Raw genomic sequence first — 25,711 nt, forward strand, 5'->3', positions numbered from 1 at the left:
GGCACCTCCAGCGTGTCCTCCAACCAGGCCACCACCGTCGCCGACGAAAACCTCGCCGCCATCGAATTCCAGACCCGCCGCGCCGTAGAAATCGCCACGGCGCTTAAGGCCGGTCTCAAGAACGCCTGATCCGCCTCGGGGGGAACAAGGGGGCGGGGCAGGACCAACAGGTCCTGCCCCGCCCCCTTTTTTTGGTTGTCTTCCCGGATCACTTCGGTGGGCTCAGACGAACGAGCCGGCCGGCATCAGGGAGCCCGCGGCGGTGCGCCGCGGCGCCACGGGCCGGGACGCCCGTGCCACGTCGCCGACCGTGAGGATGGACCGCTGGAGCCTGCGCAGCCGCGCCGAGGGCTCGCCACCGGACTCCCGCTTGAGGCCGTTGCGCAGCCGCTGGTAGACCTCCAGGGCCTCGGTCTGACGGCCGCAGCGCAGCAACGCCACCATGAACTGGCCGTGCAGGGGCTCGTTGGTGCGGTATTGGGCAACGAGTTCGGACAGCTCCGGGATCATCTCGGAGTGCCGGCCGAGCCGCAGTTGTGCCTCGACCCACTGGTCGAGGGCGCTCAGCCGGGACTTCTCGAGGCGTTCGATCTCTCCGCGTAGATGCGGACCGACGGCCACGCCGGCGAACGCCTCGCCGTGCCAGAGGGCGAGGCCCTCACCGAGCCTGCGCGCCGCGCGCTGTAAGTCGCCCGCTTCCATGGCCCGGTATCCGGCGCCGGTGGCCCGCTCGAACTGCCACGCGTCGATGGAGCCTCCGCCGGTGTCGAGGCGGTAGCCGCCGGGCAGGGAGACGAGCACCGCGTCGGCGGTGCGGCGCTCCAGCCAGGTCGAGGCGGGGTCCGGCGGCTCGGTGTTGCGCAGCGCGGTGGTGATCAGCGCCCGTACGTCCATGATGTGCGACTGGAGTTCGAGCCGTGCGGTGCGCGGCGGTCCGGACGGCCACAGTTCCTCGATCAGTACGGCCGCCGGCACGACCTGGTCGGCCTTGGCCGCCAAGAGCGCCAGAACCTGCCGCGGAGCGGCTGCCGTTGGTGTGATCGAGACCCCGTTCTCGTGCACCGACAGTCCTCCCAGGATCCGGACGTCCACTCTGCCCCCTCAGTCTGTGCGGCTCGGCCCTCGTCGATTAGAAAAGCAGACCCTGAGGCATGTCAATAAGAAACCCCAGGGTATGGATTCGTAGCACCGAACTGCGTAGGGGAATGACCGGTTTTGCCTTGATTTAAATCCATCAGGAGAGCGTCAACGCATCCGATCAAGCACACCGGTGCATCCGAAATCTGGACTCACAGGTACGCTTTGGAATGTCAAATCGGGGCGTACGGCGGGTGAAGAGTCTGTGGCAACCTCAAAAAACAAGGAGCTGGGTATGTTTTTTGAGCCCGGGTCTGGGCCAGAGGTGCCTAGCTCGACGTCGCGTCGGCCGCCCGAAGCGCCCGGGCACCGCGACCGGGCTCCATGTCGAGCATCGCGAGGACGGCCGGCACGGTGATGCTGGGCGTCAGATGGCGGTAGAGCGCCGAGGCCCAGCGGTCCATGTCCGCGCGGTTGCCCAGCGCCTGGGACATGAGGTTGAGGCCCGCGTACGCGCCCACGACGAGCGGCGCCACCTCGGCGGTGTCGGCGTGCGGCAGCAACTCGCCGCGCTCCTTGGCCTCGTTGAGCACCTGGAGGTTCAGTTCGGTCCACTCGCGGTACGGGCCGCTGCGGTTGAGTTCGTGGCCGCCCTGGTCGAGGGTGAGCCGCACGCTGCCCCGCAGCAGCCCGTCATGGGTCAGCCGGTGGGCGAAGACCATGCCGATGTCCACGAACTCCTGCATCTTGGAGACCTGGGGCATGGGAAGGGGAACGGCCTGGACCTGGGCGTCGATCACCGCGTGCGCCAGGTCCTCCTTCGAGTCGAAGTGGAAGTAGAGCGCACCCTTGGTGACCTGGGCCAGCTGCAGGATGTCGGTGAGCTTGGCGGCCTCGTAACCGCGCTCGTCGAAGACGGTGGCGGCCGCTTCCAAGATCGCCTGGCGCGTTCGAATCGCGCGATCCTGCTTCGCCATTGGGGGTCACGTCCCTCTCATAGCCCGATGACCGGCGGGGCCCTCGCGCTCGCTCCGTGCTCACTCGCACTTCACAGTCGAAAACAGCAAGTATGGACGGATACGTGCAGAGGACACAAGATGTCGTACGCAGGGCTTCCCGCGGCCGTTGCCGCCGGTCACCGCCCGCCTCACACCATGGTGAAACCGCCGTCCACCGGCATGATGACACCGGTGACGAAGGACGCGCGCTCACTGAGCAGCCAGGCCGCCGCCTCGGCGATCTCCTCGGGCTCCGCGGTGCGCGGCTGCGGGGTCGCCGCGTGCAGTGCCGCCTCGACTCCGGGCACGGCGGCGAACCACTCGGCCACGACCTCGGTACGGGTGGTGCCGGGCGCCACCGAGTTGACCCGGATGCCCTGCGCCGCGTACTCGGCGGCGGCCGCCTTGGTCAGCCCCACGACCGCGTGCTTGGCGGCCACATAGGGCGCGGCGACAGGGGTCGCGAGGAGTCCGCCGACGCTGCTGTTGTTGACGATCGCGCCGCCGCCGGTCGCCAGCATGGCGGTGACCTCGTCCCGCAGGCAGTTCCAGACACCGCGGACGTTGACGTCCATGATCCGGTCGTAGAGCTCGTGGTCCATGGTGTGCAGCGGCTCGCGCCCGACGCCCCAGCCGGCGTTGTTGAAGGCCACGTCGAGGCGCCCGAAGCGCTCCACCGCGTGGGCCACGGCGGCCGCGGTGTCCTCGGGGCGGGTGATGTCGGTCACGACGTACTCGGCGGTGACGCCCTGCTCGCGCAGCTCGGCCACGACGGCCTTCAGCCTCTCCTCGCGGCGGGCGGCCAGCACCACGGTGGCGCCCTCGCGGCCGAAGACGCGGGCGGCCGCCGCTCCGATTCCACTGCTGGCGCCGGTGATGAGGGCGACCTTGTCGGTCAGCAGGCGGTGGTCGGCAGTCATGGGACGGTTGTCTCCCTCGGCAGATGGGTGGGGGTCACGGCGGCTCAGCCGTTCCAGTTGCGGCCGGCGGCGGCCTCGGCGTCGACCGTGCGCAGCAGCGGCTCGTCGATCTCGTCGAGCGATCCGACCACGTGTCGTACGCCCGCGCCGCGCATCAGCTCGCCCTGGAAGCCATGGGCGAAGTCGCTGGGGTGCCCGATGAAGGCGATGCCGAGCTCCATCGCGGCCTCGCCGACCCTGGCGACGTCGTCGATGAAGACGACCTGGTCGTAGTCGAGACCGAAGATCTCGGCGGTGATCTCGTGCAGCCCGGGCCGGAAGTCATTGGTGCACACATAGCCGGGGCCGTCGAAGAGCCCGGCCTGGTCCCGCAGGTAGCGGTCGAAGTGGCTCTTGTCGAGGCCGCCGTAGCAGACCGTGCGCAGTCCGAGGCCGCGCAGCCGCATCAGCAGCTCGGTCGCGCCGTCGAGCACGCGCAGCGGGTGCTCGACGAGATGGGCGGCGCGCTCCTCGAAGTAGGCGGTGAGGACGTCCTGCGGGGCGAGGTCGATGCCGGCGGCGGCGCCGAGGGCCTTGGCGGCGGTGAGCTGGGTCTGGGAGAAGATCTCCCGCTCGACGTCGGCGTCGTAGTGGCCACCGCGGCTGGTGATGAAGTGATGGATGACCGGGCTGAAGGTGTCGTTCAGCAGGACGCCGTCGATGTTCACGGCGGCGAGGCGTATTTGACGCAGGGGTTCCACGGAATCTCCAAGAGGCAGCCGAGGCCGAACGTATCGGGCCGGAACCACCTCAGCGTGGCGTATGCGCCCAAACCGGCGTCTCGGGCACCCGCGAAACAAACCTGGCGGTACAGATTTTCCGGCAGCTGGAAGATACCCGAAGCCGCCTGCCGGGTGAACCCCGGGGTCTCACGCACCGGACATCTACCGTTTCGCGCACCGGCGTTGGCTGGTCGGTCACGCCTCGCAGTCTGTTCCCGACAGCACTCCGTGCAGTACAACCTGACAGACCGTGGAACTTCTGGCCTGGATCCCTTGCAAAACCGACCCGAAAGTTCGTATCTTCCGCGAGTCCCGCCCCTTTTCTCCCCGCACGCCCGCTACTTGAGGACCTCATGCTGCAGACGACCGCTCACGCCGACCTCGCGACGACGCATGCGGCACCGCTGGGTATCGGCCGTCTCACGACGACGGCCCCGCGGGAGTACGTCCACCGGGCAGCCGTGGCGGAGGTGTTCCTGACGGCCGACTGGTCCCGCCTGGACGAGGAGCACTTCACGCTGACCGCCCAATGGCCGCGGGCACACAGCTTCTTCACTCCCGTGGGCGGCACGCACTACGACCCGCTCATGGCGGCGGAAACGATTCGTCAGGTCGGCGCGCTGCTGGCCCACGCGGGCTTCGACGTCCCGCTCGGCCACCAGTTCCTGATGTGGGAGCTCAACTACGGCGTCGAACCGGACCTCGTCCGCATCGGCTGCGCACCCGCGGACCTCCGCCTCGACGTCACCTGCACCGACATCAAGCGGCGCGGCCGGCAACTGACGGGACTGCGCTACGAAGTGGTCCTCAGCTCCGGCGGCCTGACCTGGGCGACCGGCAACGCTCGCTACACCTGCACCGGCCCCGAGGTGTACCGCCGGCTGCGCGCCCCGCAGCTCGCCGCCGTGGCCGCCGCCGCCCCGCAGCGCCCCGGCACGCCCGTGCCGCCCCGCACCGTCGGCCGCCACCACGGCTTCGACGTGGTCCTCGCCCCGGCCGAGGGGCCGCACCGCTGGCAGCTGCGCGTGGACACCCGCCATCCGGTGCTCTTCGACCACCCCGGCGACCACATCCCCGGCATGGTCCTGCTGGAGGCGGCCCGGCAGGCGGTCCACACCCTGGCCCCCGAGGGCCGCGCGGTCCTGCCCGTCGCCATGGACAGCACCTTCCACCGGTACGCCGAGTTCGGCAGCCCGGTCTGGATCGAGACCGAGCCGGCCGTCTGCCCGGGTGAGCGGGGCGGGCTCGTCCTGGTCACCGGGCGTCAGGACGGCGAGATCCTCTTCACCTCGATCATCGGCGTCACGGAAATCCCGACCGCGCTCGAGGGCTTCTGACCGACACCGGCAGGCGGACGGGCCTTCCTGACTGCCCGCCTGGCCGCCCGCCCTGTCCTGACCGCCCTGCCTGCCTGCGTGAAGGAGCTACGTCAGCGAGGCGGCGATCAGCAGTCCGAACGCGGCGGTGACCAGCAGCGTGCGTACGGCGTGGAGACGGTTCCAGCGCTCCTCGAACGCCGTCCGGACCGCCGCCGGGTCCTCGCCCTCCGAGCCGGCCAGCGCGGTGTTCAGCGGAACGTTCCCGCCGATGGTCACCAGATGGTTGAGCACCACGCCCGCCAGGCCGGCCACGATCAGCCAGAACTGCGTGTCCGACCGCCCCTCGACGGGCACGGCAAGCGCCACTGCCGGGAACACCACGATGCCCAGGAACACCGTCAGGAACACCGGTCGCGGCACGTACTCGTTGATCCGCCGCATGACGGTCACGAACTCCTGGTCGGTCAGCCGGGCGAGCGCGGGCATGATCCCCGTCAGGAAGATGAGCATGAACCCGGCGTAGAGCCCTGTGGAGCCGACGGCGAGGGCGAGCAGAAGTGTGGCCATGGCGCACATCATCACCCGGCCGGGCGGCGGGCGCAGCCCCGTTTCGCTCCTCGGCCGCCCGCCCCCCGCGCCCCATCGCCCGTGAACGCGCTAGGACTTGAGCCGCTGGGCCTGCCGGATGGAATCGGTCAGCTCGCGGATCACCTTCGATTCCGTACGGCTCGCCAGCGCGCCGGAACGCTCGGCCAGTTCGGACAGACCCGGGGCGCCCGGAAGCGTGCCCCCGCGCAGGGTGTCCGCGAAGTAGGCGGCGATCGCGGCGAGCTGGAGGCTGTCGTGACCCCTGTCCCACAGGCCGGCGGCGAGGGCCGGCGTCTCCAGGACCCCGGCGCGCTCGTGCGGGGCGCGGGTCGCCGGGTCGAGCCAGCGGACGGTGGCCGTCGCCAGACGCCCGCTCCGGCCGGGCCGCGTCTTCACCGCGTACAGCGCCGTCACACTGTGGCCGGGACCGACCTCGCCGCCGTCCACCCGGTCGTCGCGGAAGTCCTCGTCGGCGACCTCCCGGTTCTCGTACCCGATCAGCCGGAACTGCTCCACCGTCCCCCGGTCGAAGGCCACCTGCGCCTTGGCGTCACGGGCCCGCAGTTCGAGATGCGCGGGCAGCTGGTCGACGAAGACCTTGCGGGCCTGCGCGGGGGTGGAGACATAAGTGGTGTGCCCGTCGCCCTTGTCGGCGAGCCGCTCCATGAGCGCGTCGCCGTACTCGCTGCCGACACCGACCCCGAAGAGCGTGATGCCGAACTCCCGGCGCGCGCCGTCGACCCGCTCGAGGATCCCGTCGGCCTCGGTCTCACCGGTGTTGGCGAGCGCGTCGGAGAGCAGGACGACCCGGTTCGTCGCGCCCGCGCGGCGCCCCTCGACGGCCACGTCGTAGCCGGTGCGCACGCCCGCCTCCACATTGGTCGACGACGTGGTCTCCAGCTCGTCGACGACCCGGTGGATCCGGTCGCGGTTGCCGCCGACCCGGGTCGTCCTCAGCCGGGTCTCGGCCTCGTCGCTGAAGGTCACCAGGGCGATCGAGTCGTCGTCCCGCAGCTGGTCGGTGAGCACCCCCAGCGACTCCTTGACCAGGTCGAGCCGCCCGGGCTCGTCCATCGACCCGGAGATGTCGACGACGAAGGTGAGCACGGCGGGCGGACGCTTCCCCCGCCGGTCCGAGGGCCTGGTCGCCAGCCCGACCCGTACGAGCGACCAGTTCTCGGCCTTCGTACGGGCGCCGTCCACGGTCACGGTGAACCCGTCACCCTCGGGGCGCGGATAGTCCTGGCGGAAGCTGTTGACGAACTCCTCGGGCCGTACGGTCTCCGGAGACGGCAGCCTTCCGTCGGCGAGGGTGCGGCGGGCGTAGCCGTAGGACGCGGTGTCCACGTCCAGGGCGAACGTCGAGACGTAGTCGGGCGCCGCCTGCGGGCTCCGGCCCTTCTGCTCGCCCTCGCCCTTCCCCTCTCCCTCCCGCACGCTCTCTCCCGGCGCGCCGCCGTCGCGCGGTCCGGGCGCCGGTGCGACCGGGGCCCGGCCGCGGCCCTCGCTCGCCGTCCGGTCGGCGCTGCCGTTGGCCGCGCATCCGGTCAACAGCATTCCGGCGGCCAGGAGTACGGCGGTACCGGCCCGGTATGTCCTCGAACGACGCCTCACTGTGGTCCCCCTCCATGTCGGCACTTGTGAATGTGACGTCCGCGGCGGCCGGAAAGTGCATGCGAAGGAGTTGCGGATGGATCTCAATGCGGCAACGGCCACCGCGCGTTGGGCACAGCCGAAGGACCCGCCGAGGGCGGATGGCTGGGACTCGCCACCCCTTGGCCTGGGTCTTGTCACCGTGTGCAGTCGCGTGAGTACATGGAGTGGCACGAGCGGATTGACGGGGGTGGTCGGTCGTGGCGGATGTCGTGGGCTGTGTGCTCGGTTGGTCGGACACCGCGAGTCTCCTGGAGACATCGCGCGCTGTGGACGGCGTCGACGTGGGGTACGGCGCGGACGGCGAGGCGGCGCCGGAGGTGAGGCGCCCGCCCGGACGGCCGGTGCGCGGGCCGAGACAGGTGAGCGCCGCCCTGGCCGGGCTCGCCGCCTCCGCGCGCCATGAACTGCTCACCTTCGACGACCCCTCCGGCTGCGCGGGCCGCGCCATCCCGGAGCCGTTCCTCGAGCTGGCCGGCGCCTGTGTGCGCGCGGCGGCCGAGCGGGCCGGGGCCGTCCGGCGGATCGTGCCCCGTCGTGCGCTGCCCCATGTCGCGGGCGGCGCCTGGCCCCGCGGCCGGGCCCGGCTGGCGGAGACGATCCCCTTCAAGATGATCGTCGTCGACCGCACGGTCGCGGCCGTCCCCCTCGATCTCGAACTGCTCTACAACGGGCTGCTGTTGATCCGCGACCCCGTCGTCGTGCAGGCTCTCGTCCGCGCCCACCACGCCTGCTGGGACGCGGGCGAGGAGCTGACGTCGATTCCCCGGCCGCCGGACGTACTGCCCGCCCGCCTGCGCCCGGTCCTGGACGCGCTGCTGGCCGGGCTCACCGACGAGACGGCGGCGGCCCGCCTCGGCATGTCCGGCCGGACCTACAGCCGCCGGGTGGGCGAGCTCTTCGCCGCTCTGGGCACGACCAGCCGCTTCCGGGCCGGAGCGGAGGCGGCGCGCCGGGGGTGGGTCTGACGTGGGGCGCATCCGTGGAGAGGCCCGCCCCTGCGGACAGGGCGTCGCACGCCAGGCAAGACTTTCCGGGCACTCCCTAGGACACGATGTCCTTGCGGGCGAACCCCCGGAACGCCAGGGCGAAGAGCACCAGGGCGTACGTCACCGAGACCGCCGCGCCCTTCACCATCCCGCCCCACTCCAGCTGCGGCTGCAGCGCGTCGGCCCAGGCGAACTGCCAGTGCGCGGGCAGGAAGTCCCGCCAGGAGCCCAGCGCGGTCACCGCGTCCAGGACGTTGCCGATGATCGTCAGCCCCACCGCGCCGCCGACCGCGCCCAGCGGCGCGTCCGTCCTCGTCGACAGCCAGAAGGCCAGTCCGGCGGTGACCAGTTGGGACACGAAGATGAAGACGACCGCGAGCGCCAGGCGCGGGACGGTGTCGGCGGTCGCCAGCGACCCGCCGGTGGGCAGCCTCAGCGGCCCCCATCCGTACGCCACCGAGCCGACCGCCAATGCCACCAGCGGCAGCAGGACCATCGCCGCCGCGCTGAGCCCGAGCCCCACGGCCAGCTTCGACCAGAGCAGCCGGGCACGCGGCACGGGCGCGGCGAGCAGATAGCGCAGCGAGGACCAACTGGCCTCCGAGGCGACGGTGTCTCCGCAGAACAGCGCCACCGGCACCACCAGCAGGAAGCCCGCCGAGACGAAGAGACACACGGCGGCGAAGTTCGCGCCGGACGCGGTCGCGGTGTCCATCAGCGTGATCCGGCCGTTGTCCCGCCCGTCCGGTGTGCCGCCGATCGCGAAGGCGATGATCAGCACGAACGGCAGGGCGGCGAGGATTCCGCCCATGACGAGCGTCCGGCGCCGTTTCAGCTGCCGTACGGCCTCGACGCGCAGCGGCAGGGTGTGCCGGGCGCGGTAGCCCGGCGCGGCCTCGGTCGCCACACTCATGCGGAGCCTCCGATCAGGGTGAGGAACGCGTCCTCCAGGCGACGGTGTGGCCCGACGCCGGTCAACGGGACGTCGAGCCGGATCAGTTCGCTGATGAGAGCGGTCGGGGTGGCGCCGTCGAGACGGACCAGCAGCCCACCGTCCGTGCGGACCGCCGAGCCGATACCGGGCAGCTGCCCGATCTTCTCGACCAGCGGGTCGGAGACCCTGTCCCCGAGCGTCACCAGAAGCGTGTCGCCCGCGCCGGTGATCTCGGCGACCGGACCGGCCTGCACCAGCCGGCCCCGGTCCATGACCACCAGATGCGTACAGGACTGCTCGACCTCCGAGAGAAGGTGGCTGGAGACGATGACGGTCCGGCCCCCGGCCGCGTACCGGATCATCACGTCCCGCATCTCGCGGATCTGTGGCGGGTCGAGCCCATTGGTCGGCTCGTCGAGGATCAGGAGATCCGGCAGGCCGAGCATGGCCTGCGCGATGGCCAGCCGCTGCCGCATGCCCTGCGAATAGGTGCGCACGGCGCGGGCGAGCGCGTCGCCGAGGCCGGCGATCTCCAGCGCCTCGTCGAGGTGCGCGTCCTCGGCGGGGCGGCCGGTGGCCTTCCAGTACAGCTCGAGGTTGTCCCGGCCGGACAGATGCGGCAGGAAACCGGCGCCCTCGACGAACGCGCCGACGCGGGAGAGCACGGGGGCGCCCGGCCGGATGGCGTGGCCGAAGACCCGGATCTCTCCGCCGTCGGGGGTGATCAGGCCCATCAGCATGCGCAGCGTCGTCGTCTTTCCGGCGCCGTTGGGTCCGAGCAGCCCGAGGACCTGCCCCTGTTCGACCCGGAAGGACAGATCCCGTACGGCATAGCGGTCGCCGGCCTTGGCGTAGCGCTTGGTGAGTCCGCTGATCCGGAGCGGCACATGGGCCAGTTCGGGATCCGGCGCGGGGGCCGCGCCCCCGCGCCGTGCGGTGATCAGCAGCAGGGCCGCGATCAGGGCGGCCGATGCCGGCAGCCCCCAGACCCACCACGGCCATCCGGCCGCCTGTGTCGTCACCCCGGGGGCGGTCGGCACGGCCAGGCCGCTCTCGAGGGTGACGGTGTACGTGGCCGGGGCGGCCGGTGACGCGTAGCCGAGGTCGGTCGCGGCGAGCACCAGACGCAGCCGGTGCCCGGCCTCGACCTCGTGGTCGATGGCGGGCAGCGTGAGCCGGAGGCTGCTGCCCTGCTTCGCGTCCTCGACGCGGACGGGGGCGACGAGCTGCGCGGGCAGTACCTGCCGGTTCCCGTCGGGCCCGACGTCGTACAGCTTTCCGAAGAGGACGGCGCCGCCACTGTTGGAGGCGACCTTCACGCGGACGGTCGGTGAGCCGGTGATCCGTACGGATCCCGTCAGCGGGGCGGAGTCGAAACGGGCGTGCTGGCCGGGGAAGTCGAGGGAGAGGCCGCCGACGCCGATCGAGGAGAGCTGGGAGAGCCCACCGCCGAGGCCGGGCACGGCGGAGACGGCGGGCGGGGTCGCGCCCGCCGGGTTGCGGAAGGTCTGGGTGCGGGGGCCGGTGAGGGGAAATGCCGAGGCCGTGGACGACAGACCGGGGTAGCGGTCGGCGGTGGCGCCGCGCAGCTGGGCCTGGCCATCGGTGGAGTCGACGCCGCCGGTGCGGCTGACCCGGAAGCCGGGCCCGGTGGCGGCGCCCTTGTCGTCCTTGAGGTGGCGGTCGAACCAGGCGCCGATGCGGGACTCGACCCGGCCGGTCTCCCGGTCTCCGCCGTCGTGGCCGCCGGCGATCCAGTCGACGGCGACGGGCGCGCCGTTGGCGCTGATCGCCTTGGCCATGGCGTCGGCGTGGGAGAGCGGGAAGAGCGAGTCGGACTGGCCCTGCACGATGAGCGCGGGCACCTTGATCCGACCGCCGACGGCCGACGGGCTGCGGGCCTCCAGCAGGGTGCGGGCCTCTGCGTCCGGGATCCCGGAGACGGCGACGCGCTCGTACATCGCGCACAGCTCGGGCGAGAAGCGGCCGCAGGCGCCCTGGGGTCCGGTGGCACGGCCCATGCCGCCCGCGCCGCCGGAGGTCGTACCGGTGGAGAAGAAGATGCCGGCCCAGAGCTTCTTGAAGACCCCGTCGGGGAACAGCGCGTCGGCCAGGTTCCAGTAGGCGATCTGGGGCGCGATCGCGTCGACGCGGGTGTCGTACCCGGCGGCGAGGAGCGAGATCGCGCCGCCGTACGACGAGCCGGTGACGCCGACCCGCGGATCGCCGTCGCCGTCGAGCCGCACCTCGGGCCGCTTCGCCAGCCAGTCGATCAGCCGCTGGACGTCCTTGACCTCGCGGGCCGGGTCGTTGAGGCCGATCTGTCCGGTGGAGGCGCCGAAGCCGCGCGCCGACCAGGTCAGCACCGCGTATCCGTCCCGGGCCAGCTTCTCCGCCTGGGCCGTGACGTCGTCCTTGCTGCCGCCGAAACCGTGTCCGACGAGGACGGCGGGGCGGCGGCCGGTGCCTGAGGTGAAGTACGAGGTGTCGATCCTCGCCCCCGGCATCTCCATGACCTGGTCCTCGCGGTGCACGGCCGGCGCACCGTCCGAGGCGACGGCGGTCCAGGTACCGGCGCCCGCGAGCAGCGCCACGGCCGCGGCGAGGGCCGGCCATCGCCGGGACAGTCGGATTCGCATGTCTCAAACCCTAAGCGGACGCCCGCTCGGGCTCGGCTGCCGTCAGGCGGAACTCGGAAGCCTCCTCCAGTCGTACGCAGTACGGTCCGCGTACACCAGACGCGGTACACACCTGGAGGGCACTTCATGGAGATCCGCCGTGCGACGACGGTCGCCGAGCTCGTCGCCGCCCAGCATCTGTACGACGGTCCGGCCCGGCCGGAGTGGGCGGAGCGGTTCCTGGCGGCACCAGGGCATCTGATGCTGATCGCCCATGTGGAGGGGGCGCCGGTGGGCATGGTCTCCGGGATCGAGATGCTCCACCCGGACAAGGGGGTGGAGATGTGTCTGTACGAGCTGTCGGTGGACGAGGCGTACCGGCACCGGGGCATCGGGCGGGCGCTCACCGAGGCGCTGGCCGCCGTCGCCCGGGAGCGCGGCTGCTACGACATGTGGGTCGGTGTGGACACCGACAACGATCCTGCTCTGGCGACCTACCGGTCCGCCGGCGCCCACGACGATGGAGAATTCGCCATGCTCACGTGGGGGTTCGGCGACGAAGCCGGGTGAGGCCGAGGCACACTCTTGTGCGGTACATGACCAGCCGAGACGCTGTGGGGCCGTCCGGACAACGAAAGGTCAGGTGCCCCGAGATGAGAGCCCCGTCCCGCCGCATCGGCACGCTGATATCCGTCATCGGCCTTGCGGCCGGTCTGCAGGTCGCCGTCTCCCCCACGGCGCAGAGCGCGTCGCTCGGCGACCTTCGTCTCGCTCCCGCCTCCACCGCCCTGCGAAACAGCTGGATCGTCGTCCTCAAGGACGGCTCGACGCGCGCCGCCGACCTGGGCGTCACGCCGAAGCACGAGTACCGCACCGCCCTGAAGGGCTTCTCCGCCACGATGTCGCAGGCGAGGGCGGCCACGCTCGCGTCCGACCCCCGGGTCGCGTACGTGGAACAGAACGCGATCGTGCGCCTCAACGCCACGCAGACGAACGCCACCTGGGGCATCGACCGGATCGACCAGCGCGGTCTGCCGCTGTCGACGACGTACACCTACAACACGACCGCCTCCAACGTGAACGCGTACATCATCGACACCGGAATCCGGACCTCGCACAGCGAGTTCGGCGGCCGCGCGGTGGTCGGCACGGACACGGTCGGCGGTGGCCAGAACGGGCAGGACTGCCAGGGCCACGGCACCCATGTCGCGGGCACGGTCGGCGGCGCGAAGTACGGCGTCGCCAAGGGCGTGAAGCTGGTGGCGGTCCGCGTGCTGGACTGCGACGGCTCCGGTACGACGGCCGGGGTCATCGCCGGCATCGACTGGGTGACCGCCAACGCGGTCAAGCCGGCGGTCGCCAACATGAGCCTCGGCGGCAGCGCGAACACCTCACTGGACAACGCGGTGAAGCGCTCGATCGCCTCGGGCGTCACCTACGCCGTCGCCGCGGGCAACGGCCTTCCGATCCTGGGCCTGCCGGCCAACGCGTGCAACTACTCGCCGGCCCGCGTCCCCGAGGCGATCACCGTCGGCGCGACGGACAGCGCGGACAAGCGTGCCTCGTTCTCCAACTACGGCACCTGCCTCGACCTTTTCGCACCGGGCGTGAACATCACCTCGGCGTGGAAGGACAACGACTCCGCGACGAACACCATCTCGGGCACGTCGATGGCGACCCCGCACACGGTCGGCGCCGCGGCCCTCTACCTGGCGGCGCACCCGACGGCTTCCCCGGCCCAGGTCCGCGACGCGCTGGTGAACAACGCGACCCCCAACAAGGTCCAGGACCCGCGCACCGGCTCCCCGAACCGCCTGCTCCACTCGCTGTTCTAGGGCGGACCCGCTTCAGCCGGTCGCCGGGTGAACGACCGTGTCCAGGTCCATTCCGGCGTACTCGTTGACCAGATACAGGTGAGGACCGTCGAACGTTCGGCGGTCCTTGCCCGTCCTGGCGTCGAGAACGACGTAGGCGGGACCGGCGTGTGCGTAGACGGCGCCGTGCCAGGCGGTCTGGACCGTCGGCATCTCGCGCGAGTGATCGTCCTCGGAGATCGTCCACAGCACCTTGCGGCTGGTCGTGTCCATCGCCCGCACTTCCTTGTCACCGACGCACACGACCACCGACTGCTGGTCGTAGGAACAGGTCAGGAAGGAGCTGTAGCCTCCGCCCGTCATCATCCCGGGCACGACCTTGCCCGTGCGGATGTCGTGCACCGCGGCCTCCGAGGCGAACAGGCCACCTCCCAGGCGATTGACCTGGAGCGACGAGACACCCCCCTGCTTCCAGCGGACAGCGCCGTCGGCGACCGACCGGCCGGTGAGAGCGAGGTCCTCATTCTCGGCGTGCCAGGTGCCCTTCTGCCCCACCGTCGTCAGGTCACGGACCTGCACCCCGGCGATGACCCCGCTGTCCACAGCGGCGGCCGCGAAGCCAGGCTGCTTCCAGGCCACTTGGTGCGTATCCAGGGATATGCCGTAGGTGACGGCACTGTCGCCGGATTCACCCGAGCCGTCGGGGCTCGTACGGGCGGCCACGATCGCGGTCCCGTTCTCCGCCCCGACCACGACCGGCGGTATGTCACCGACGTGCGTTCCGGCAGGCACCGGCAGCCGGGTCGTCCAGGTCACCTTGCCGCTGTCCGCGTCCACGGCACGCACATAGGCATCCATCCGGCCGGCACTCGTGCCGCTGCCTTCGGTGAAGTTGGTGAACGCGAAGAGCGCCTCCGTACGGTCACCCTGCGACACGAAGACCAGAGGGACGCTGCTGGAACTCTCCAGGCGCTCGTCGGAGCCGGTGTACAGGTTCTTCATGTCCGGGGCGGTCGACCAGAGCTTCCGGCCGGTCCGGGTGTCGTACGCCTCCAGGGCCCGCTCCGTCAGCACGTAGGCGCGCAGTCCCCGCAGACCGACGTCACGCGACTTGGCCTGCTCCTCACGGGCCGGCTTCACGCCCTTCCCGAACGCGAGCGGCGGGTCGAACGCCTTCGCCTCGGGCCCGGCCGTCCCGGCTCCCGCCGGGCCCTTGCCGCCCACCCCGGGCGCCCCGTCGGAGCACCCTCCGAGCCCGCACACGACGGCCGCAATCATCAGCCCCACGACAGGCCGGTACACCGCTCGCACAGAAATCGCCCCCCCGATTCATGGTCAACTGGTCATGACATTAGCCTAGTTGCAGCGGCAAAGGCACCGGTTCGAGCCGGCGCCGGCGCCCCCCTCAGCCGAGCAGATGCCCGAGCAGTTCCTCACCCGCGGGGTAGGGGCGCTCCTCGGGCAGGAGCTTCGCGGCTGCCTCCAGGTCGCCGGACCGCACCAGGCCGTGGATCTCCTGCGCGAGCGGCGTCACGTCGCTGATCGAGACCGTCCACTCATCCGCGTACCGCCGCGCCGCCTCCCCCGCCAGCCCCAGCTGCAGGGAGCGGTACGGCAGTGCGTTGAGCCGCAGATCACGCTCGGGGTCCCACTGCACCCGAGCGGGCGCCTGCCTCAACTGCCGCTTCCAGTCGGCCTGATCGGCGTGCACGCCCGGGACGTAGTGCGACAGGCAGGCATGCCGCAGCGCCCAGTCGAACCCCTCCCGGAGGATCTCGACGGCGAGGACGGTCTGCTGCCCCTCCTTCGTCCCCCAGCCGCAGCGATACATCATCCACAGGAACGACGGCTTGACCCAGGTCATCCGCTCCCGCTTCCACGCCCCGGGAAACCGCCCCTCCCGTACGGCGGGCAGCCCGATCGCGGGGTCGTACGCCTGGTAGACGGTGACGGTGGACTCGCTGCACAGGGCCCGGATCTCCTGCCGGGGACGCTCACTCATCCCCCTACCCTGCGCGGGCGACACCCGCGGGGGCCACTGGTTAAACGGCCGCCGGCCCGCCCGGATTGAGGGACCCGGGCGGGCCGGCGAGTCGTCGGGGGACGGTTCAGTGGTTGCGCGGGAAGCCCAGGTCCACGCCGGCCGGGGCGTCCGAGGGGTCCGGCCAGCGGGTGGTGACGACCTTGCCGCGGGTGTAGAAGTGGATGCCGTCGTTGCCGTAGATGTGGTGGTCGCCGAAGAGCGAGTCCTTCCAGCCACCGAAGGAGTGGTAGCCCACCGGCACCGGGATCGGGACGTTCACGCCGACCATGCCCGCCTGGATCTCCAGCTGGAAGCGGCGGGCCGCGCCGCCGTCGCGGGTGAAGATGGCGGTGCCGTTGCCGAACGGCGAGGCGTTGATGAGGGCGACGCCCTCCTCGTACGTCTCGGCGCGCAGCACGCACAGGACCGGGCCGAAGATCTCGTCCTGGTACGCCTTCGCCGAGGTGGGGACGCGGTCCAGCAGGGAGAGGCCGATCCAGTGGCCGTCCTCGAAGCCGTCCACCGTGTAGCCGGTGCCGTCGAGGACGACTTCGCAGCCCTCGGCCGCCGCGCCCGTGACGTAGGAGGCGACCTTGTCGCGGTGGACCGCGGTGATCAGCGGGCCCATCTCGGACGTCGGGTCGTTGCCGGGGCCGATCTTGATCTTCTCGGCGCGCTCGCGGATCTTCTCGACGAGCTCGTCGGCGATCGAGCCGACCGCGACGACCGCCGAGATCGCCATGCAGCGCTCGCCCGCGGAGCCGTACGCCGCCGAGACCGCCGCGTCGGCCGCCGCGTCCAGGTCCGCGTCCGGGAGGACGAGCATGTGGTTCTTGGCTCCGCCGAGCGCCTGGACCCGCTTGCCGTTGGCCGAGGCGGTGGCGTGGATGTGGCGGGCGATCGGCGTGGAGCCGACGAAGGAGACGGCCGCGACATCGGGGTGCGCGAGCAGCGCGTCGACCGCGACCTTGTCACCGTGCAGCACGTTCAGTACGCCGTCGGGCAGCCCCGCCTCGGACGCCAGCTCGGCGAGGAGGTTCGCGGCCGAGGGGTCCTTCTCGCTGGGCTTCAGCACGAACGTGTTGCCGCAGGCGATGGCCAGCGGGAACATCCACATCGGCACCATCGCCGGGAAGTTGAACGGGGTGATGCCCGCGACGACGCCCAGCGACTGCCGGATCGCCGACACGTCGACCCGGTTGGAGACCTGGGTCGACAGCTCGCCCTTGAGCTGCGTGGTGATCCCGCAGGCCAGCTCGACGATCTCCAGACCGCGGGCGACCTCGCCCAGCGCGTCCGAGTGGACCTTGCCGTGCTCGGCGGTGATCAGCGCGGCGATCTCGTCGCGGTGCGCGTCGAGCAGGGCGCGGTACCTGAAGAGGATGCCGGTGCGCTGTGCGAGCGAGGACGTGCCCCAGGTCTCGTACGCGGCCTTGGCGGAGGCGACGGCGGCGTCGACCTCCTCGGCCGAGGCCAGGGCGACGCGCGTGGTGACGGCACCGGTGGCCGGGTCGGTGACCGGGCCCCAGTTGCCCGACGTGCCCTCGACGGACTTGCCACCGATCCAGTGGTTGACGCTCTTCGTCATGACGTACGTACTCCTTCTACCTACAGGTGGCGGCGTCGGGCTACGACTTGCCGGTCGTACTCCTCCCGGGCCTTGACCGCCGACGGGCGGGTCGCGATCTCGGCCACGGGCACATCCCACCACGCCTGGGCGGGGGGCGCGCCCGACACTGTGTCTGCCGTTTCGGTCTCGACGTAGACACATGTGGGGACGGTCGCCGCCCGCGCGTCGGCGAGGGCTTCTCGCAGGTCACTGATGGTGTGGGCACGCAGCACCCGCATACCGAGGGACGCCGCGTTGGCGGCGAGGTCCACGGGCAGCGGATCGCCCGTGAAGCCGCCGTCGGGGGCCCTTCGCCGGTAGGCGGTGCCGAACCGCTCGGCGCCGACCGCCTCGGAGAGGCCTCCGATGGAGGCGTACCCGTGGTTCTGGAGGATCACCACCTTGAGAGGGATGTTCTCCTGCACCGCTGTCACGATTTCGGTGGGATTCATCAAGTATGTACCGTCCCCGACGAGCGCCCAGACCGGGCGGCCCGGCGCGGCGAGCGCGACCCCGATGGCGGCCGGGATCTCGTAGCCCATGCAGGAGTACCCGTATTCGACGTGGTACTGGTCCACGGACCGGGTCCGCCACAGCTTGTGGAGGTCGCCGGGGAGCGAGCCGGCCGCGTTGATCACAATGTCGGCTTCGGTGACCAGAGTGTCGAGTACCCCGAGGACCTGCGGCTGGGTGGGGCGCGCGCCCGCTTCCGGGGCGGCGTAGGCGGCGTCCACCCGCGCCTCCCACGCGGCCTTGGCACCGGCCCACGACAGCTCGGTGCGATATCCGTCGAGGGCCTCTGTCAGCGCGTCGATGCCCTCGCGCGCGTCCGCGACCAACGGCAGCGCACCTTGCTTGTGAGCGTCGAAGCCGGTGATGTTGAGGTTGACGAACCGGACGTCCGGATGGGCGAAGAGCGTCCCCGAGGCGGTGGTGAAGTCGGTGAACCGGGTGCCGATCCCGATGACCAGGTCGGCGCCGGCGGCGAGCTCGTCGGCGACGCCCGTCCCCGTGTGGCCGATGCCGCCGACGTCGCAGGGATGGTCGTACGGCAGCGACCCCTTGCCCGCCTGAGTGGAGGCGACGGGAAGGTGGGTCCGCTCGGCGAGCGCTCCCAGCGCCGCCTCGGCGCGGCTGTGGTGGACCCCGCCGCCGGCCACGATCAGCGGGCGGCGGGACTGCCGGACCGCCCGTACCGCGTCGGCGAGTTCCCGTGTGTCCGGCCGGGGGCGGCGGACCCGCCACACCCGCTCGGCGAGGAAGTCCTCCGGCCAGTCGTACGCCTCCGCCTGCACGTCCTGTGGCAGCGCCAGGGTCACGGCCCCGGTCTGCGCCGGGTCGGACAGGACCCGCATCGCGGCGAGCGCGGCCGGGATCAGGGCCTCGGGGCGGGTGATCCGGTCGAAGTACCGGGAGACCGGCCGCAGACAGTCGTTGACGGAGACGTCCCCCGCCCAGGGCACCTCCAGCTGCTGGAGCACCGGGTCCGCGGGGCGGGTCGCGAAGGTGTCGCCGGGGAGCAGCAGCACGGGCAGATGGTTGATGGTGGCGAGGGCCGCGCCGGTGACCAGGTTGGTGGCGCCGGGCCCGATGGAGGTGGTGACGGCGTGGGCGGAGAGCCGGCCCGCCTGGCGGGCGTGACCGACGGCCGCGTGCACCATGGCCTGTTCGTTGCGGCCCTGGAAGTAGGGCATGTCGTCGGCGTACTCGAGGAGGGCCTGGCCGACCCCGGCGACGTTCCCATGGCCGAAGATCCCCCAGGTGGCACCGATCAACCGCTGCCGGGCACCGTCCCGTTCGGTGTACTGGCGGGACAGGAACCGCACCAGCGCCTGTGCGACGGTCAGCCTCATCGGTAGCCCTCCGTGTGGTCGGGGTGGAAGCGGATCCGCCACTCCCGTTCGGCTCCGGGGCCGGCCATCACATTGAGGTAGTACATGTCATGGCCGGGTTCGGCGATGGAGGGTCCGTGCCAGCCGTCGGGGACGAGGACGGCGTCGCCGCCCCGGACCTCGGCGAGGAGATCGGCGCCGCCGGGCCTCGACGGGGACACCCGCTGGTAGCCGGCGCCGCCCCCGTCGATCTCGAAGTAGTAGATCTCCTCGAGTGCGGCCTCCTGGCCGGGCACGTGCTCGTCGTGTTTGTGGGGCGGGTAGGACGACCAGTGGCCCCCCGGGGTGATCACTTCGACGGCGATCAGCCGGTCGCAGTCGAAGACCCCGGCGGCGGCGAAGTTGCGCACTTCGCGGCCCTGGACCCCGGTGCCGCGCGCCTCGACGGGAACCTCCGGCGCGGGGCCGTAGCGAGCGGGGAGTCGTCGCTCGCACTTCGCTCCTGCCAGGGCGAAGCGGCCTCCTGCGCCGGAGGCGATCTGTGCGTGGGCGTCGCGCGGCACATAGGCGAAGTCACCGACTCCGCTGAACACGCTTGCCCGCCCCAGCAGTTCAAAGGATTCTCCGTCCACTTGAACCGTACAGCCGCCGGTCAGCGGAAGCACGATCCATTCACTGTCTCCTGCGGCCAGGAGGTGGGTGTCACCCGGCCCGAGGTCGAGCACGCGGAGCGCGGAGTAGCTCCAGCCGGCCCTTTTGGGATCGATGTGGACGGCGTACGGCCCGTGGGCGGCACGGCCGGCCGGGAGATGCAGGTCGTTCATGGTCCCTCCCTACCCCTTCAGAGCAGTCCGACGGCGATGTCGACCGCGCCGGCCACGTCGCCGTCGGCCGGATAGAGCAGCGAGCGTCCGACGACCAGCCCCTGCACGGTGGGCAGTCGCAGGGCCCCTCGCCACTTCTCGTACGCCGTGTCCGGGTCGGGCCCTATGTCGCCGCCGAGGAGCACGGCGGGCAGGGTCGAGGCTGCCATCACCTGGTCCATGTCGTCGGGATTCTCGGTGACGGGGACCTTGAGCCAGGTGTACGCGGAGGTCCCGGCGAGGCCGGAGGCGACGGCCAGGGAGGTGGTGACCGCCTCGGCGGACAGGTCGGTGTGGAGCCGTCCTTCCGAGTCGCGGTGGCAGCGGAAGGGCTCCACGAAGACGGGCAGCCGCAGCGCGGCCATCTCGTCGATGGCGCGGGCGGTGGCCTGGAGGGTGTCGAGGGAGCCCGGGTCGTCGTAGTCGAGGCGCAGCAGCAGCTTGCCGGCGTCGAAGCCGAGTCGGTGAAGGTCCTGGGGGCGGTGGCCGGTGAAGCGGTCGTCCAGTTCGAAGCGGGCGCCGGCGAGCCCGCCGCGGTTCATGGATCCCATGGCGACCTTGTCGTCCAGGGCGCCGAGCAGGAGCAGGTCGTCCAGGATGTCGGCGGAGGCGAGGACGCCGTCGACGCCGGGGCGCGAGAGGGCCAGGCAGAGCCGGCTCAGCAGGTCGAGGCGGTTGGCCATGGCGTAGGGGCGGTTGCCGACGGCGAGGGCCCCGCGGGCGGGGTGGTCGGCGGCGATGATCATCAGTCGGCCGCTGTCCCCGATGAGGGGGCGCCTGCGGCGCCGGGCGGCGGCCTCGGCGACGGCTTCGGGGTGCCGGGTCCGCACGGCGACGAGATGGGCGAGGTCGACGGCGGTCACCGCGTTCACGGCCATACGCCTCCCTCGAGCGCGGCCTCGACCTCTGCGGGGAAGGGCATCGCCGAGGAGCAGGCGACCCTGGACGCGACGACGGCGCCGGCGGCGTTGGCGTACTGAAGGGTCCGCTCCAGGTCCCAGCCCGCGAGGAGTCCGTGGCAGAGGGCTCCACCGAACGCGTCTCCGGCGCCGAGCCCGTTGACGACCTCGACGGGGATGGGCGGTACGTCCGCGCTGCGGCCGTCGGCCGTCAGACCGAGGACGCCCTTGGGGCCCTGTTTGACGACGGCGAGGGCGACCCCGGCGTCGAGCAGGGCGCGGGCGGCGGCGTACGGGTCGCGCTCACCGGTGGCGATCTCGCACTCGTCGACGTTTCCGACGGCGACGGTGGCGTGGCGCAGTGCCTCGCGGTAGTGGCGGCCGGCCGCCTCGGGCCCTTCCCCGGCGGCGGCCCAGAGGTTCGGCCGCCAGTCCAGGTCGAAGACGGTGAACGCGGCGGGTCCGCCACGGGCCGCCGAGCGGGCGGCGAGGGCGTCGAGAGTCGCGGTTCGGCTCGGCTCCGCGCTCAGTCCGGTGCCGGTCATCCAGAAGATCCGGGCCGAGGCGATCGCACCGAGGTCCAGCTCATGGGTGTGGATCTCCAGGTCCGGGGCCTTGGGATGCCGGTAGAAGTACAGCGGGAAGTCGTCGGGCGGGAAGATCTCGCAGAAGGTGAGCGGGGTCGGGTACGCCTCGACGGGGGTCACCCACCGGTCGTCCACGCCGAACGCCCGCAGCTCCTGGTGGAGATAGTCGCCGAAGGGGTCGGCGCCGGTGCGGGTGATCAGGGCGGTACGGCGTCCGAGGCGGGCGGCGGCGACGGCGACGTTCGACGGCGAGCCGCCGAGGAACTTGCCGAACGTGTCCACCTCGGCCAGCCGGACCCCGATCCGGAGGGGGTAGAGGTCCACCCCGATCCGCCCCATGGTGATCAGGTCGTACGGATCGGTCTCCATCCGGCATCCCTTCGCAAGCGATGACCTCGTCGGTGGACCTCGTCGCGCCGGCGGCTTCGCGCGGGGTCGGCCTCGCGCATCGGCGGCGCGGGGCCGACCACCCCAGGTCTAGTAGGCCCCGCGCGACCCTGTCAACATTTTGTCCTTACATTCGGACGAATACCTTGACACCTCTTGACGGCGGCCGGAAAGCTGACGCCCATGACCTCGCCGTCCCCCTTGTCCCGCATCCGGATCGGCTCCGCCCCCGACTCGTGGGGCGTGTGGTTCCCCGACGATCCCCGCCAAGTCCCCTGGGTCCGCTTCCTCGACGAAGTGGCCCGCGCCGGATACGAGTGGATCGAACTCGGCCCGTACGGCTATCTGCCCACCGATCCGGTCCGGCTCACCGAGGAGACCACGCGACGCGGTCTGAAGGTGTCGGCGGGCACGGTCTTCACCGGGCTGCACCACGGGCCGGACGTCTGGGAGAAGACCTGGGCGCACGTGGCCGACAACGCGGCCCTGGCCCAGGCGATGGGCGCGGGGCATCTGGTCGTCATCCCGTCCTTCTGGCGCGACGACAAGACGGGTGAGGTCCTGGAGGACAGCACCCTCACCCCCGCGCAATGGCGTGATCTCACCACTCTGACCGAGCGGCTCGGCCGAGAGGTGCGCGAGCGGTACGGGCTGCGGATCGTCGTCCATCCGCATGCGGACACGCACATCGACAGCGAGGAGAACGTCACCCGCTTCCTGGACGCCACCGACCCGGACCTGGTCTCGCTCTGCCTGGACACCGGGCACTACGCGTACTGCGGCGGCGACAGCGTCAAGCTGATCGAGACGTACGGGGAGCGCGTCGGCTACCTCCACCTCAAGCAGGTCGACCCGGAGGTCCTGGCCGATGTCGTCGCGCGGGGCACGCCGTTCGGACCGGCCGTGGCGCGGGGGGTGATGTGCGAGCCGCCTGCCGGCGTGCCCGCGCTGGAGCCGGTCCTGGCGGCGGCGGGGGCGCTGGACGCCGACCTGTTCGCGATCGTGGAACAGGACATGTACCCGTGCCCGCCGGACAAGCCGTTCCCGATCGCGGCCCGCACCCGCCGTTTCCTGCGCTCCTGCGGGGCCTAGGCGGACGGGGCGGCAGAACCCCGCGGCGCGTCAGGCGTCGGTGGCCGAGCGCGGCCACTGCGCGAGGGCGAGGTGCAGTGCCTCCAGGGCCCGCTCCCAGGAGGCCCGTACGTCCCTCGGATGACCGAAGCCGCCCCCTGCCTCCAGGTGGACATAGCCGTGGAAGGTGGAGCGCAACAGCCGTCCCGCGTCGGTGAGATCGGGCTCGGCGAGGTCGTAGCCGCGGAGCATCCCATAGGTGAGTTCGATGCTGCGCCGGCACGCCGGGGAGTCCGCCACGACGGCCGGGTCGAGAGGGATCTGGGTCGCCGCGTACCGGCCGGGGTGCTCCAGGGCGTAGTCGCGGTAGGCGTGGGCGAAGGCGATCATGGCCTCCTTCCCGGCCCGGCCGGCCACCGCGGCGGAGATCCGGTCGGCCAGTTCGCCGGTGGCGAGAAGGGCGACCCGGGTGCGGAGGTCGGCGAGGTTCCTGACGTGGGAGTAGAGGCTCGCGTCCTTGACGCCGAAGCCACGGGCCAGCGCGGACACGGTGACCCGGTCGAAGCCGATGTCGTCCGCGAGGTCGGCGGCGGCCTCGGTCACCCGCGCCGCCGTGAGTCCGATGCGGGCCATGCGCCACCTCCGGCAGAGCGAAACTAGACCTCCTAGGTTACGACCACGGCCGCGACTCTCCGGCCGCGAGCACACCGGTCCGGTGTGCCGCTTCCGTCACATCAGTCCCTTTGCTGTCACGCATATCTCCGTTACGCGGGTGTTCCGTCACAGCCGGTTCACAACCCCTCTCTCTCGGTCACCAGTTGTCGTTCAGGTGGGCACAGGCTCAGGGGATCGCCAGCGATCACCAGCGTCCGCGTCACAGCTCCCCCGAACGGCACTCCGGCCGCCGCTGCGACGCGCGCAGGGAGGTGTCACACATGCCGGACAGAAGGCTCTGGTCGTACAAGGACATTGCGGCGCACATCCGGGTTCAGCCCGACACTGTCCGCTCCTACCGGAAGCACGGACTACTGCCGCCCCCCGACCACGTGGAAGCGGGAAAGCCCTACTGGTACGCGGATACGATCCGGACCTGGGTGGCCAATCGCCCGGGGAACCGGGGACGTCGGGAATGACCCCGCCGCTCAGCTCTGCGGACGGATCACCGTCACGCCCGCTCCCGGCGCCGACCCCATCTCGGCGAGCGCGGCGGGGGCCGCCGTCAGCGGGATCTGCTGGGTGACCAGCAGATCGGGGCGCAGGGCGCCCGAGCGGACCAGTTCCATCATCGGCCCGTAGGCGTGCGCGGCCATGCCGTGGCTGCCGAGGATCTCCAGCTCCAGGCCGATCACCCGGGCCATCGGGACCACCGGGTCACCGGCGGCCGTGGGCAGCAGCCCGACCTGGACGTGGCGGCCGCGCCGGCGCAGGCTCGCCACCGAGGCGGCGCAGGTGGCCGACGAGCCGAGGGCGTCGAGGGACACATGGACACCGCCGCCGGTCAGTTCGCGGATGGCCGCGGCCGTGTCGCCACCGGGCAAGGCGGAGGCGTCGATGCACTGGTCCGCACCGAAGGTGCGGGCCAGCTCCAGGGCGCGCGGGGCGACGTCGACGGCGACGACCCGCGCCCCGCAGGCGGCCGCGATCATCACCGCCGAGAGGCCGACGCCGCCGCAACCGTGGACCGCGACCCAGTCGCCGGGCGCCACCCGGCCCTGTGCGACGACCGCACGGAAGGCGGTGGCGAACCGGCAGCCGAGGCCGGCGGCCGTCGTGTACATCAGCTCGTCGGGCACCGCGACCAGATTGATGTCGGCGTGCTCCAGGGCCACGTACTCGGCGAAGGATCCCCAGTGGGTGAACCCTGGCTGGGTCTGGCGCTCGCACACCTGCTGGTCCCCGGCGGCACACGAGGGGCAGCTGCCGCAGGCGCATATGAAGGGCACGGTGACCCGGTCGCCGACCCGCCAGTTGGCCACATCGGCGCCCACCGCCTCGACGACGCCCGCGAGTTCGTGTCCGGGCACGTGCGGAAGGCTGATGTCCGGGTCATGACCCATCCAGCCGTGCCAGTCGCTGCGGCACAGACCGGTGGCCTCGACGCGGACGACGACACCGCGGGGCGACGGGGCGGGGTCGGGCACGTCCCGTACACGTGCCTCCTGTCCGTACTCCTCGAACACCACAGCCCTCATCGGCCCGGCCCTTCGCTCGACTGGACCTGAATCTAGGGGATGCACCACTCCTGGGGGAATGTCCGATCACACGTTCCCGCGCCCGCACTCCACCACCGGGTGGCGCGGCGCAGGTTGACCGTCATACCCCCTAGGGGTATAAAGTGGGGTCTCTACCGGATCAGCAATGCCCGATGAGGAGAGCGCCATGACGACCGCCGAGACGAAGACCGAGCTGCCCCAGGCCACCGGCTCCTGCTGCTCGTCGACCGGCTCCTGCCACGACGGCGCGGCCGACGCCCAGGCCGCCGGTGTCACCACGGTCTACCAGGTGAAGGGGATGACCTGTGGGCACTGCGAGGGTGCCGTGTCGAGTGAGATCTCCGAGATCGCCGGCGTCTCCTCGGTGAAGGCCGTGGCCTCCACCGGTCAGGTCACCGTCGTCTCCGAGGCCGCGCTGGACGAGGCCGCCGTGCGCGCCGCCGTGGACGAGGCGGGCTACGAGCTCATCGGTCTCGCCTGAGGTCGCGCATCGGGCATGAAGAGCGGGGTCGTACCGTTGCCAACGGTAGGGCCCCGCTCCCCTTTGGAACCCCAC

The 25,711-nt window shown here is 71.5% G+C and carries 24 protein-coding genes; 7 read left to right on the top strand and 17 right to left on the bottom strand.

The annotated features are described in order from the left end of the window. Positions 1-222: 222 nt before the first annotated feature. The 4 genes from ACZ7J0_RS33090 to ACZ7J0_RS33105 form a co-directional block, all read right to left on the bottom strand. Positions 223-1,092, bottom strand: coding sequence for an AfsR/SARP family transcriptional regulator (locus ACZ7J0_RS33090; RefSeq protein WP_470893662.1), 870 nt, complete (start codon positions 1,090-1,092; stop codon positions 223-225). Positions 1,093-1,406: 314 nt separating this feature from the next. Continuing rightward, positions 1,407-2,054, bottom strand: a complete 648-nt coding sequence (locus ACZ7J0_RS33095; protein ID WP_470893664.1) for a ScbR family autoregulator-binding transcription factor — start codon at positions 2,052-2,054, stop codon at positions 1,407-1,409. A 170-nt stretch (positions 2,055-2,224) separates the two neighbouring features. Continuing rightward, positions 2,225-2,995 (bottom strand): SDR family NAD(P)-dependent oxidoreductase, encoded by a 771-nt coding sequence (locus ACZ7J0_RS33100; protein WP_470893666.1) that lies wholly within the window; start codon positions 2,993-2,995, stop codon positions 2,225-2,227. Positions 2,996-3,039: 44 nt separating this feature from the next. Continuing rightward, positions 3,040-3,735: an HAD family phosphatase gene (locus ACZ7J0_RS33105; protein ID WP_470893668.1), complete on the bottom strand. Its 696-nt coding sequence runs from the start codon at positions 3,733-3,735 to the stop codon at positions 3,040-3,042. Positions 3,736-4,109: 374 nt separating this feature from the next. Here ACZ7J0_RS33105 and ACZ7J0_RS33110 point away from each other — a divergent pair, with 374 nt between their 5' ends. After that, positions 4,110-5,093: a ScbA/BarX family gamma-butyrolactone biosynthesis protein gene (locus ACZ7J0_RS33110; RefSeq protein WP_470893670.1), complete on the top strand. Its 984-nt coding sequence runs from the start codon at positions 4,110-4,112 to the stop codon at positions 5,091-5,093. A gap of 87 nt (positions 5,094-5,180) precedes the next feature. On the opposite strand, the gene ACZ7J0_RS33115 is transcribed toward ACZ7J0_RS33110, so the two are convergent. Continuing rightward, the gene (locus ACZ7J0_RS33115; protein WP_470893671.1) at positions 5,181-5,642 is read right to left on the bottom strand and encodes an anthrone oxygenase family protein; all 462 of its coding nucleotides are present in this window, start codon (positions 5,640-5,642) and stop codon (positions 5,181-5,183) included. A gap of 90 nt (positions 5,643-5,732) precedes the next feature. Then, positions 5,733-7,220 carry a vWA domain-containing protein gene (locus ACZ7J0_RS33120; RefSeq protein ID WP_470893761.1) on the bottom strand — a complete coding sequence of 496 codons (1,488 nt, stop codon included), beginning with the start codon at positions 7,218-7,220 and terminating at the stop codon, positions 5,733-5,735. Between the two features lie 296 nt (positions 7,221-7,516). Between ACZ7J0_RS33120 and ACZ7J0_RS33125 the strand changes: the two genes are divergently transcribed. Further along, positions 7,517-8,284 carry a helix-turn-helix transcriptional regulator gene (locus tag ACZ7J0_RS33125; protein ID WP_470893673.1) on the top strand — a complete coding sequence of 256 codons (768 nt, stop codon included), beginning with the start codon at positions 7,517-7,519 and terminating at the stop codon, positions 8,282-8,284. A gap of 76 nt (positions 8,285-8,360) precedes the next feature. Here the strand turns inward: ACZ7J0_RS33125 and ACZ7J0_RS33130 are convergent, their stop codons facing one another. Both ACZ7J0_RS33130 and ACZ7J0_RS33135 read right to left on the bottom strand, forming a co-directional pair. Further along, the gene (locus ACZ7J0_RS33130) at positions 8,361-9,218 is read right to left on the bottom strand and encodes an ABC transporter permease (RefSeq protein WP_470893675.1); all 858 of its coding nucleotides are present in this window, start codon (positions 9,216-9,218) and stop codon (positions 8,361-8,363) included. Then, positions 9,215-11,878 (bottom strand): alpha/beta fold hydrolase, encoded by a 2,664-nt coding sequence (locus ACZ7J0_RS33135; RefSeq protein WP_470893677.1) that lies wholly within the window; start codon positions 11,876-11,878, stop codon positions 9,215-9,217. Before ACZ7J0_RS33135 ends, ACZ7J0_RS33130 begins: the two co-directional genes overlap by 4 nt. A 126-nt stretch (positions 11,879-12,004) precedes the next feature. Between ACZ7J0_RS33135 and ACZ7J0_RS33140 the strand changes: the two genes are divergently transcribed. Together ACZ7J0_RS33140 and ACZ7J0_RS33145 are read left to right on the top strand one after the other, a co-directional pair. After that, on the top strand, positions 12,005-12,427 hold the full coding sequence (locus ACZ7J0_RS33140; RefSeq protein WP_470893679.1) for a GNAT family N-acetyltransferase: 423 nt from the start codon (positions 12,005-12,007) through the stop codon (positions 12,425-12,427). Between the two features lie 83 nt (positions 12,428-12,510). Further along, positions 12,511-13,692, top strand: coding sequence for a S8 family peptidase (locus ACZ7J0_RS33145; RefSeq protein ID WP_470893681.1), 1,182 nt, complete (start codon positions 12,511-12,513; stop codon positions 13,690-13,692). A gap of 12 nt (positions 13,693-13,704) precedes the next feature. On the opposite strand, the gene ACZ7J0_RS33150 is transcribed toward ACZ7J0_RS33145, so the two are convergent. From ACZ7J0_RS33150 to iolC, 7 genes are all read right to left on the bottom strand, one after another. Next, entirely contained in the window at positions 13,705-14,958 is a 1,254-nt protein-coding gene (locus ACZ7J0_RS33150; RefSeq protein WP_470893683.1) for a hypothetical protein, read from the bottom strand. A 118-nt stretch (positions 14,959-15,076) separates the two neighbouring features. Then, entirely contained in the window at positions 15,077-15,673 is a 597-nt protein-coding gene (locus ACZ7J0_RS33155; protein WP_470893685.1) for a DUF4291 domain-containing protein, read from the bottom strand. A gap of 106 nt (positions 15,674-15,779) precedes the next feature. Then, positions 15,780-17,282 (bottom strand): CoA-acylating methylmalonate-semialdehyde dehydrogenase, encoded by a 1,503-nt coding sequence (mmsA, locus tag ACZ7J0_RS33160; RefSeq protein ID WP_470893687.1) that lies wholly within the window; start codon positions 17,280-17,282, stop codon positions 15,780-15,782. 20 nt (positions 17,283-17,302) lie between these two features. Then, positions 17,303-19,156 carry a 3D-(3,5/4)-trihydroxycyclohexane-1,2-dione acylhydrolase (decyclizing) gene (gene iolD / locus ACZ7J0_RS33165; protein ID WP_470893689.1) on the bottom strand — a complete coding sequence of 618 codons (1,854 nt, stop codon included), beginning with the start codon at positions 19,154-19,156 and terminating at the stop codon, positions 17,303-17,305. Further along, positions 19,153-19,959: a 5-deoxy-glucuronate isomerase gene (gene iolB / locus ACZ7J0_RS33170; protein ID WP_470893691.1), complete on the bottom strand. Its 807-nt coding sequence runs from the start codon at positions 19,957-19,959 to the stop codon at positions 19,153-19,155. Before iolB ends, iolD begins: the two co-directional genes overlap by 4 nt. Positions 19,960-19,976: 17 nt before the next feature. Continuing rightward, entirely contained in the window at positions 19,977-20,876 is a 900-nt protein-coding gene (locus tag ACZ7J0_RS33175) for a Cgl0159 family (beta/alpha)8-fold protein (protein ID WP_470893693.1), read from the bottom strand. After that, positions 20,867-21,853: a 5-dehydro-2-deoxygluconokinase gene (gene iolC, locus ACZ7J0_RS33180; RefSeq protein ID WP_470893695.1), complete on the bottom strand. Its 987-nt coding sequence runs from the start codon at positions 21,851-21,853 to the stop codon at positions 20,867-20,869. The genes ACZ7J0_RS33175 and iolC overlap by 10 nt, the downstream gene beginning before the upstream one ends. Positions 21,854-22,054: 201 nt before the next feature. On the opposite strand from iolC, the gene ACZ7J0_RS33185 reads away from it, so the two are divergent. Then, complete coding sequence (locus ACZ7J0_RS33185) at positions 22,055-22,963, top strand: sugar phosphate isomerase/epimerase family protein (RefSeq protein WP_470893697.1); 909 nt, start codon at positions 22,055-22,057, stop codon at positions 22,961-22,963. 30 nt (positions 22,964-22,993) lie between these two features. Here the strand turns inward: ACZ7J0_RS33185 and ACZ7J0_RS33190 are convergent, their stop codons facing one another. After that, positions 22,994-23,575, bottom strand: coding sequence for a TetR/AcrR family transcriptional regulator (locus ACZ7J0_RS33190; protein WP_470893699.1), 582 nt, complete (start codon positions 23,573-23,575; stop codon positions 22,994-22,996). A 302-nt stretch (positions 23,576-23,877) separates the two neighbouring features. On the opposite strand from ACZ7J0_RS33190, the gene ACZ7J0_RS33195 reads away from it, so the two are divergent. Then, positions 23,878-24,075, top strand: coding sequence for a helix-turn-helix transcriptional regulator (locus ACZ7J0_RS33195; protein WP_470893701.1), 198 nt, complete (start codon positions 23,878-23,880; stop codon positions 24,073-24,075). 9 nt (positions 24,076-24,084) lie between these two features. Here ACZ7J0_RS33195 and ACZ7J0_RS33200 read toward each other — a convergent pair whose 3' ends face one another. Then, positions 24,085-25,134, bottom strand: a complete 1,050-nt coding sequence (locus tag ACZ7J0_RS33200) for a zinc-dependent alcohol dehydrogenase family protein (RefSeq protein WP_470893703.1) — start codon at positions 25,132-25,134, stop codon at positions 24,085-24,087. Positions 25,135-25,300: 166 nt separating this feature from the next. Here ACZ7J0_RS33200 and ACZ7J0_RS33205 point away from each other — a divergent pair, with 166 nt between their 5' ends. After that, on the top strand, positions 25,301-25,636 hold the full coding sequence (locus tag ACZ7J0_RS33205) for a heavy-metal-associated domain-containing protein (protein ID WP_470893705.1): 336 nt from the start codon (positions 25,301-25,303) through the stop codon (positions 25,634-25,636). The last annotated feature ends 75 nt before the right edge of the window (positions 25,637-25,711 follow it).

This window comes from Streptomyces sp. NPDC038280 (assembly GCF_055600045.1).

What these genes read in the sequence shown, in the direction of transcription:
- iolC (WP_470893695.1), bottom strand. Translation starts at nt 21,853, where the DNA reads ATGGAGACCGATCCGTACGACCTGATCACCATGGGGCGGATCGGGGTG.
- ACZ7J0_RS33120 (WP_470893761.1), bottom strand. Translation starts at nt 7,220, where the DNA reads ATGCTGTTGACCGGATGCGCGGCCAACGGCAGCGCCGACCGGACGGCG.
- ACZ7J0_RS33100 (WP_470893666.1), bottom strand. Translation starts at nt 2,995, where the DNA reads ATGACTGCCGACCACCGCCTGCTGACCGACAAGGTCGCCCTCATCACC.
- ACZ7J0_RS33095 (WP_470893664.1), bottom strand. Translation starts at nt 2,054, where the DNA reads ATGGCGAAGCAGGATCGCGCGATTCGAACGCGCCAGGCGATCTTGGAA.
- ACZ7J0_RS33140 (WP_470893679.1), top strand. Translation starts at nt 12,005, where the DNA reads ATGGAGATCCGCCGTGCGACGACGGTCGCCGAGCTCGTCGCCGCCCAG.
- ACZ7J0_RS33195 (WP_470893701.1), top strand. Translation starts at nt 23,878, where the DNA reads ATGCCGGACAGAAGGCTCTGGTCGTACAAGGACATTGCGGCGCACATC.
- ACZ7J0_RS33155 (WP_470893685.1), bottom strand. Translation starts at nt 15,673, where the DNA reads ATGAGTGAGCGTCCCCGGCAGGAGATCCGGGCCCTGTGCAGCGAGTCC.
- iolD (WP_470893689.1), bottom strand. Translation starts at nt 19,156, where the DNA reads ATGAGGCTGACCGTCGCACAGGCGCTGGTGCGGTTCCTGTCCCGCCAG.
- ACZ7J0_RS33190 (WP_470893699.1), bottom strand. Translation starts at nt 23,575, where the DNA reads ATGGCCCGCATCGGACTCACGGCGGCGCGGGTGACCGAGGCCGCCGCC.
- ACZ7J0_RS33145 (WP_470893681.1), top strand. Translation starts at nt 12,511, where the DNA reads ATGAGAGCCCCGTCCCGCCGCATCGGCACGCTGATATCCGTCATCGGC.
- ACZ7J0_RS33115 (WP_470893671.1), bottom strand. Translation starts at nt 5,642, where the DNA reads ATGGCCACACTTCTGCTCGCCCTCGCCGTCGGCTCCACAGGGCTCTAC.
- ACZ7J0_RS33110 (WP_470893670.1), top strand. Translation starts at nt 4,110, where the DNA reads ATGCTGCAGACGACCGCTCACGCCGACCTCGCGACGACGCATGCGGCA.
- ACZ7J0_RS33135 (WP_470893677.1), bottom strand. Translation starts at nt 11,878, where the DNA reads ATGCGAATCCGACTGTCCCGGCGATGGCCGGCCCTCGCCGCGGCCGTG.
- mmsA (WP_470893687.1), bottom strand. Translation starts at nt 17,282, where the DNA reads ATGACGAAGAGCGTCAACCACTGGATCGGTGGCAAGTCCGTCGAGGGC.
- ACZ7J0_RS33200 (WP_470893703.1), bottom strand. Translation starts at nt 25,134, where the DNA reads ATGAGGGCTGTGGTGTTCGAGGAGTACGGACAGGAGGCACGTGTACGG.
- ACZ7J0_RS33130 (WP_470893675.1), bottom strand. Translation starts at nt 9,218, where the DNA reads ATGAGTGTGGCGACCGAGGCCGCGCCGGGCTACCGCGCCCGGCACACC.
- iolB (WP_470893691.1), bottom strand. Translation starts at nt 19,959, where the DNA reads ATGAACGACCTGCATCTCCCGGCCGGCCGTGCCGCCCACGGGCCGTAC.
- ACZ7J0_RS33205 (WP_470893705.1), top strand. Translation starts at nt 25,301, where the DNA reads ATGCCCGATGAGGAGAGCGCCATGACGACCGCCGAGACGAAGACCGAG.
- ACZ7J0_RS33185 (WP_470893697.1), top strand. Translation starts at nt 22,055, where the DNA reads ATGACCTCGCCGTCCCCCTTGTCCCGCATCCGGATCGGCTCCGCCCCC.
- ACZ7J0_RS33175 (WP_470893693.1), bottom strand. Translation starts at nt 20,876, where the DNA reads ATGGCCGTGAACGCGGTGACCGCCGTCGACCTCGCCCATCTCGTCGCC.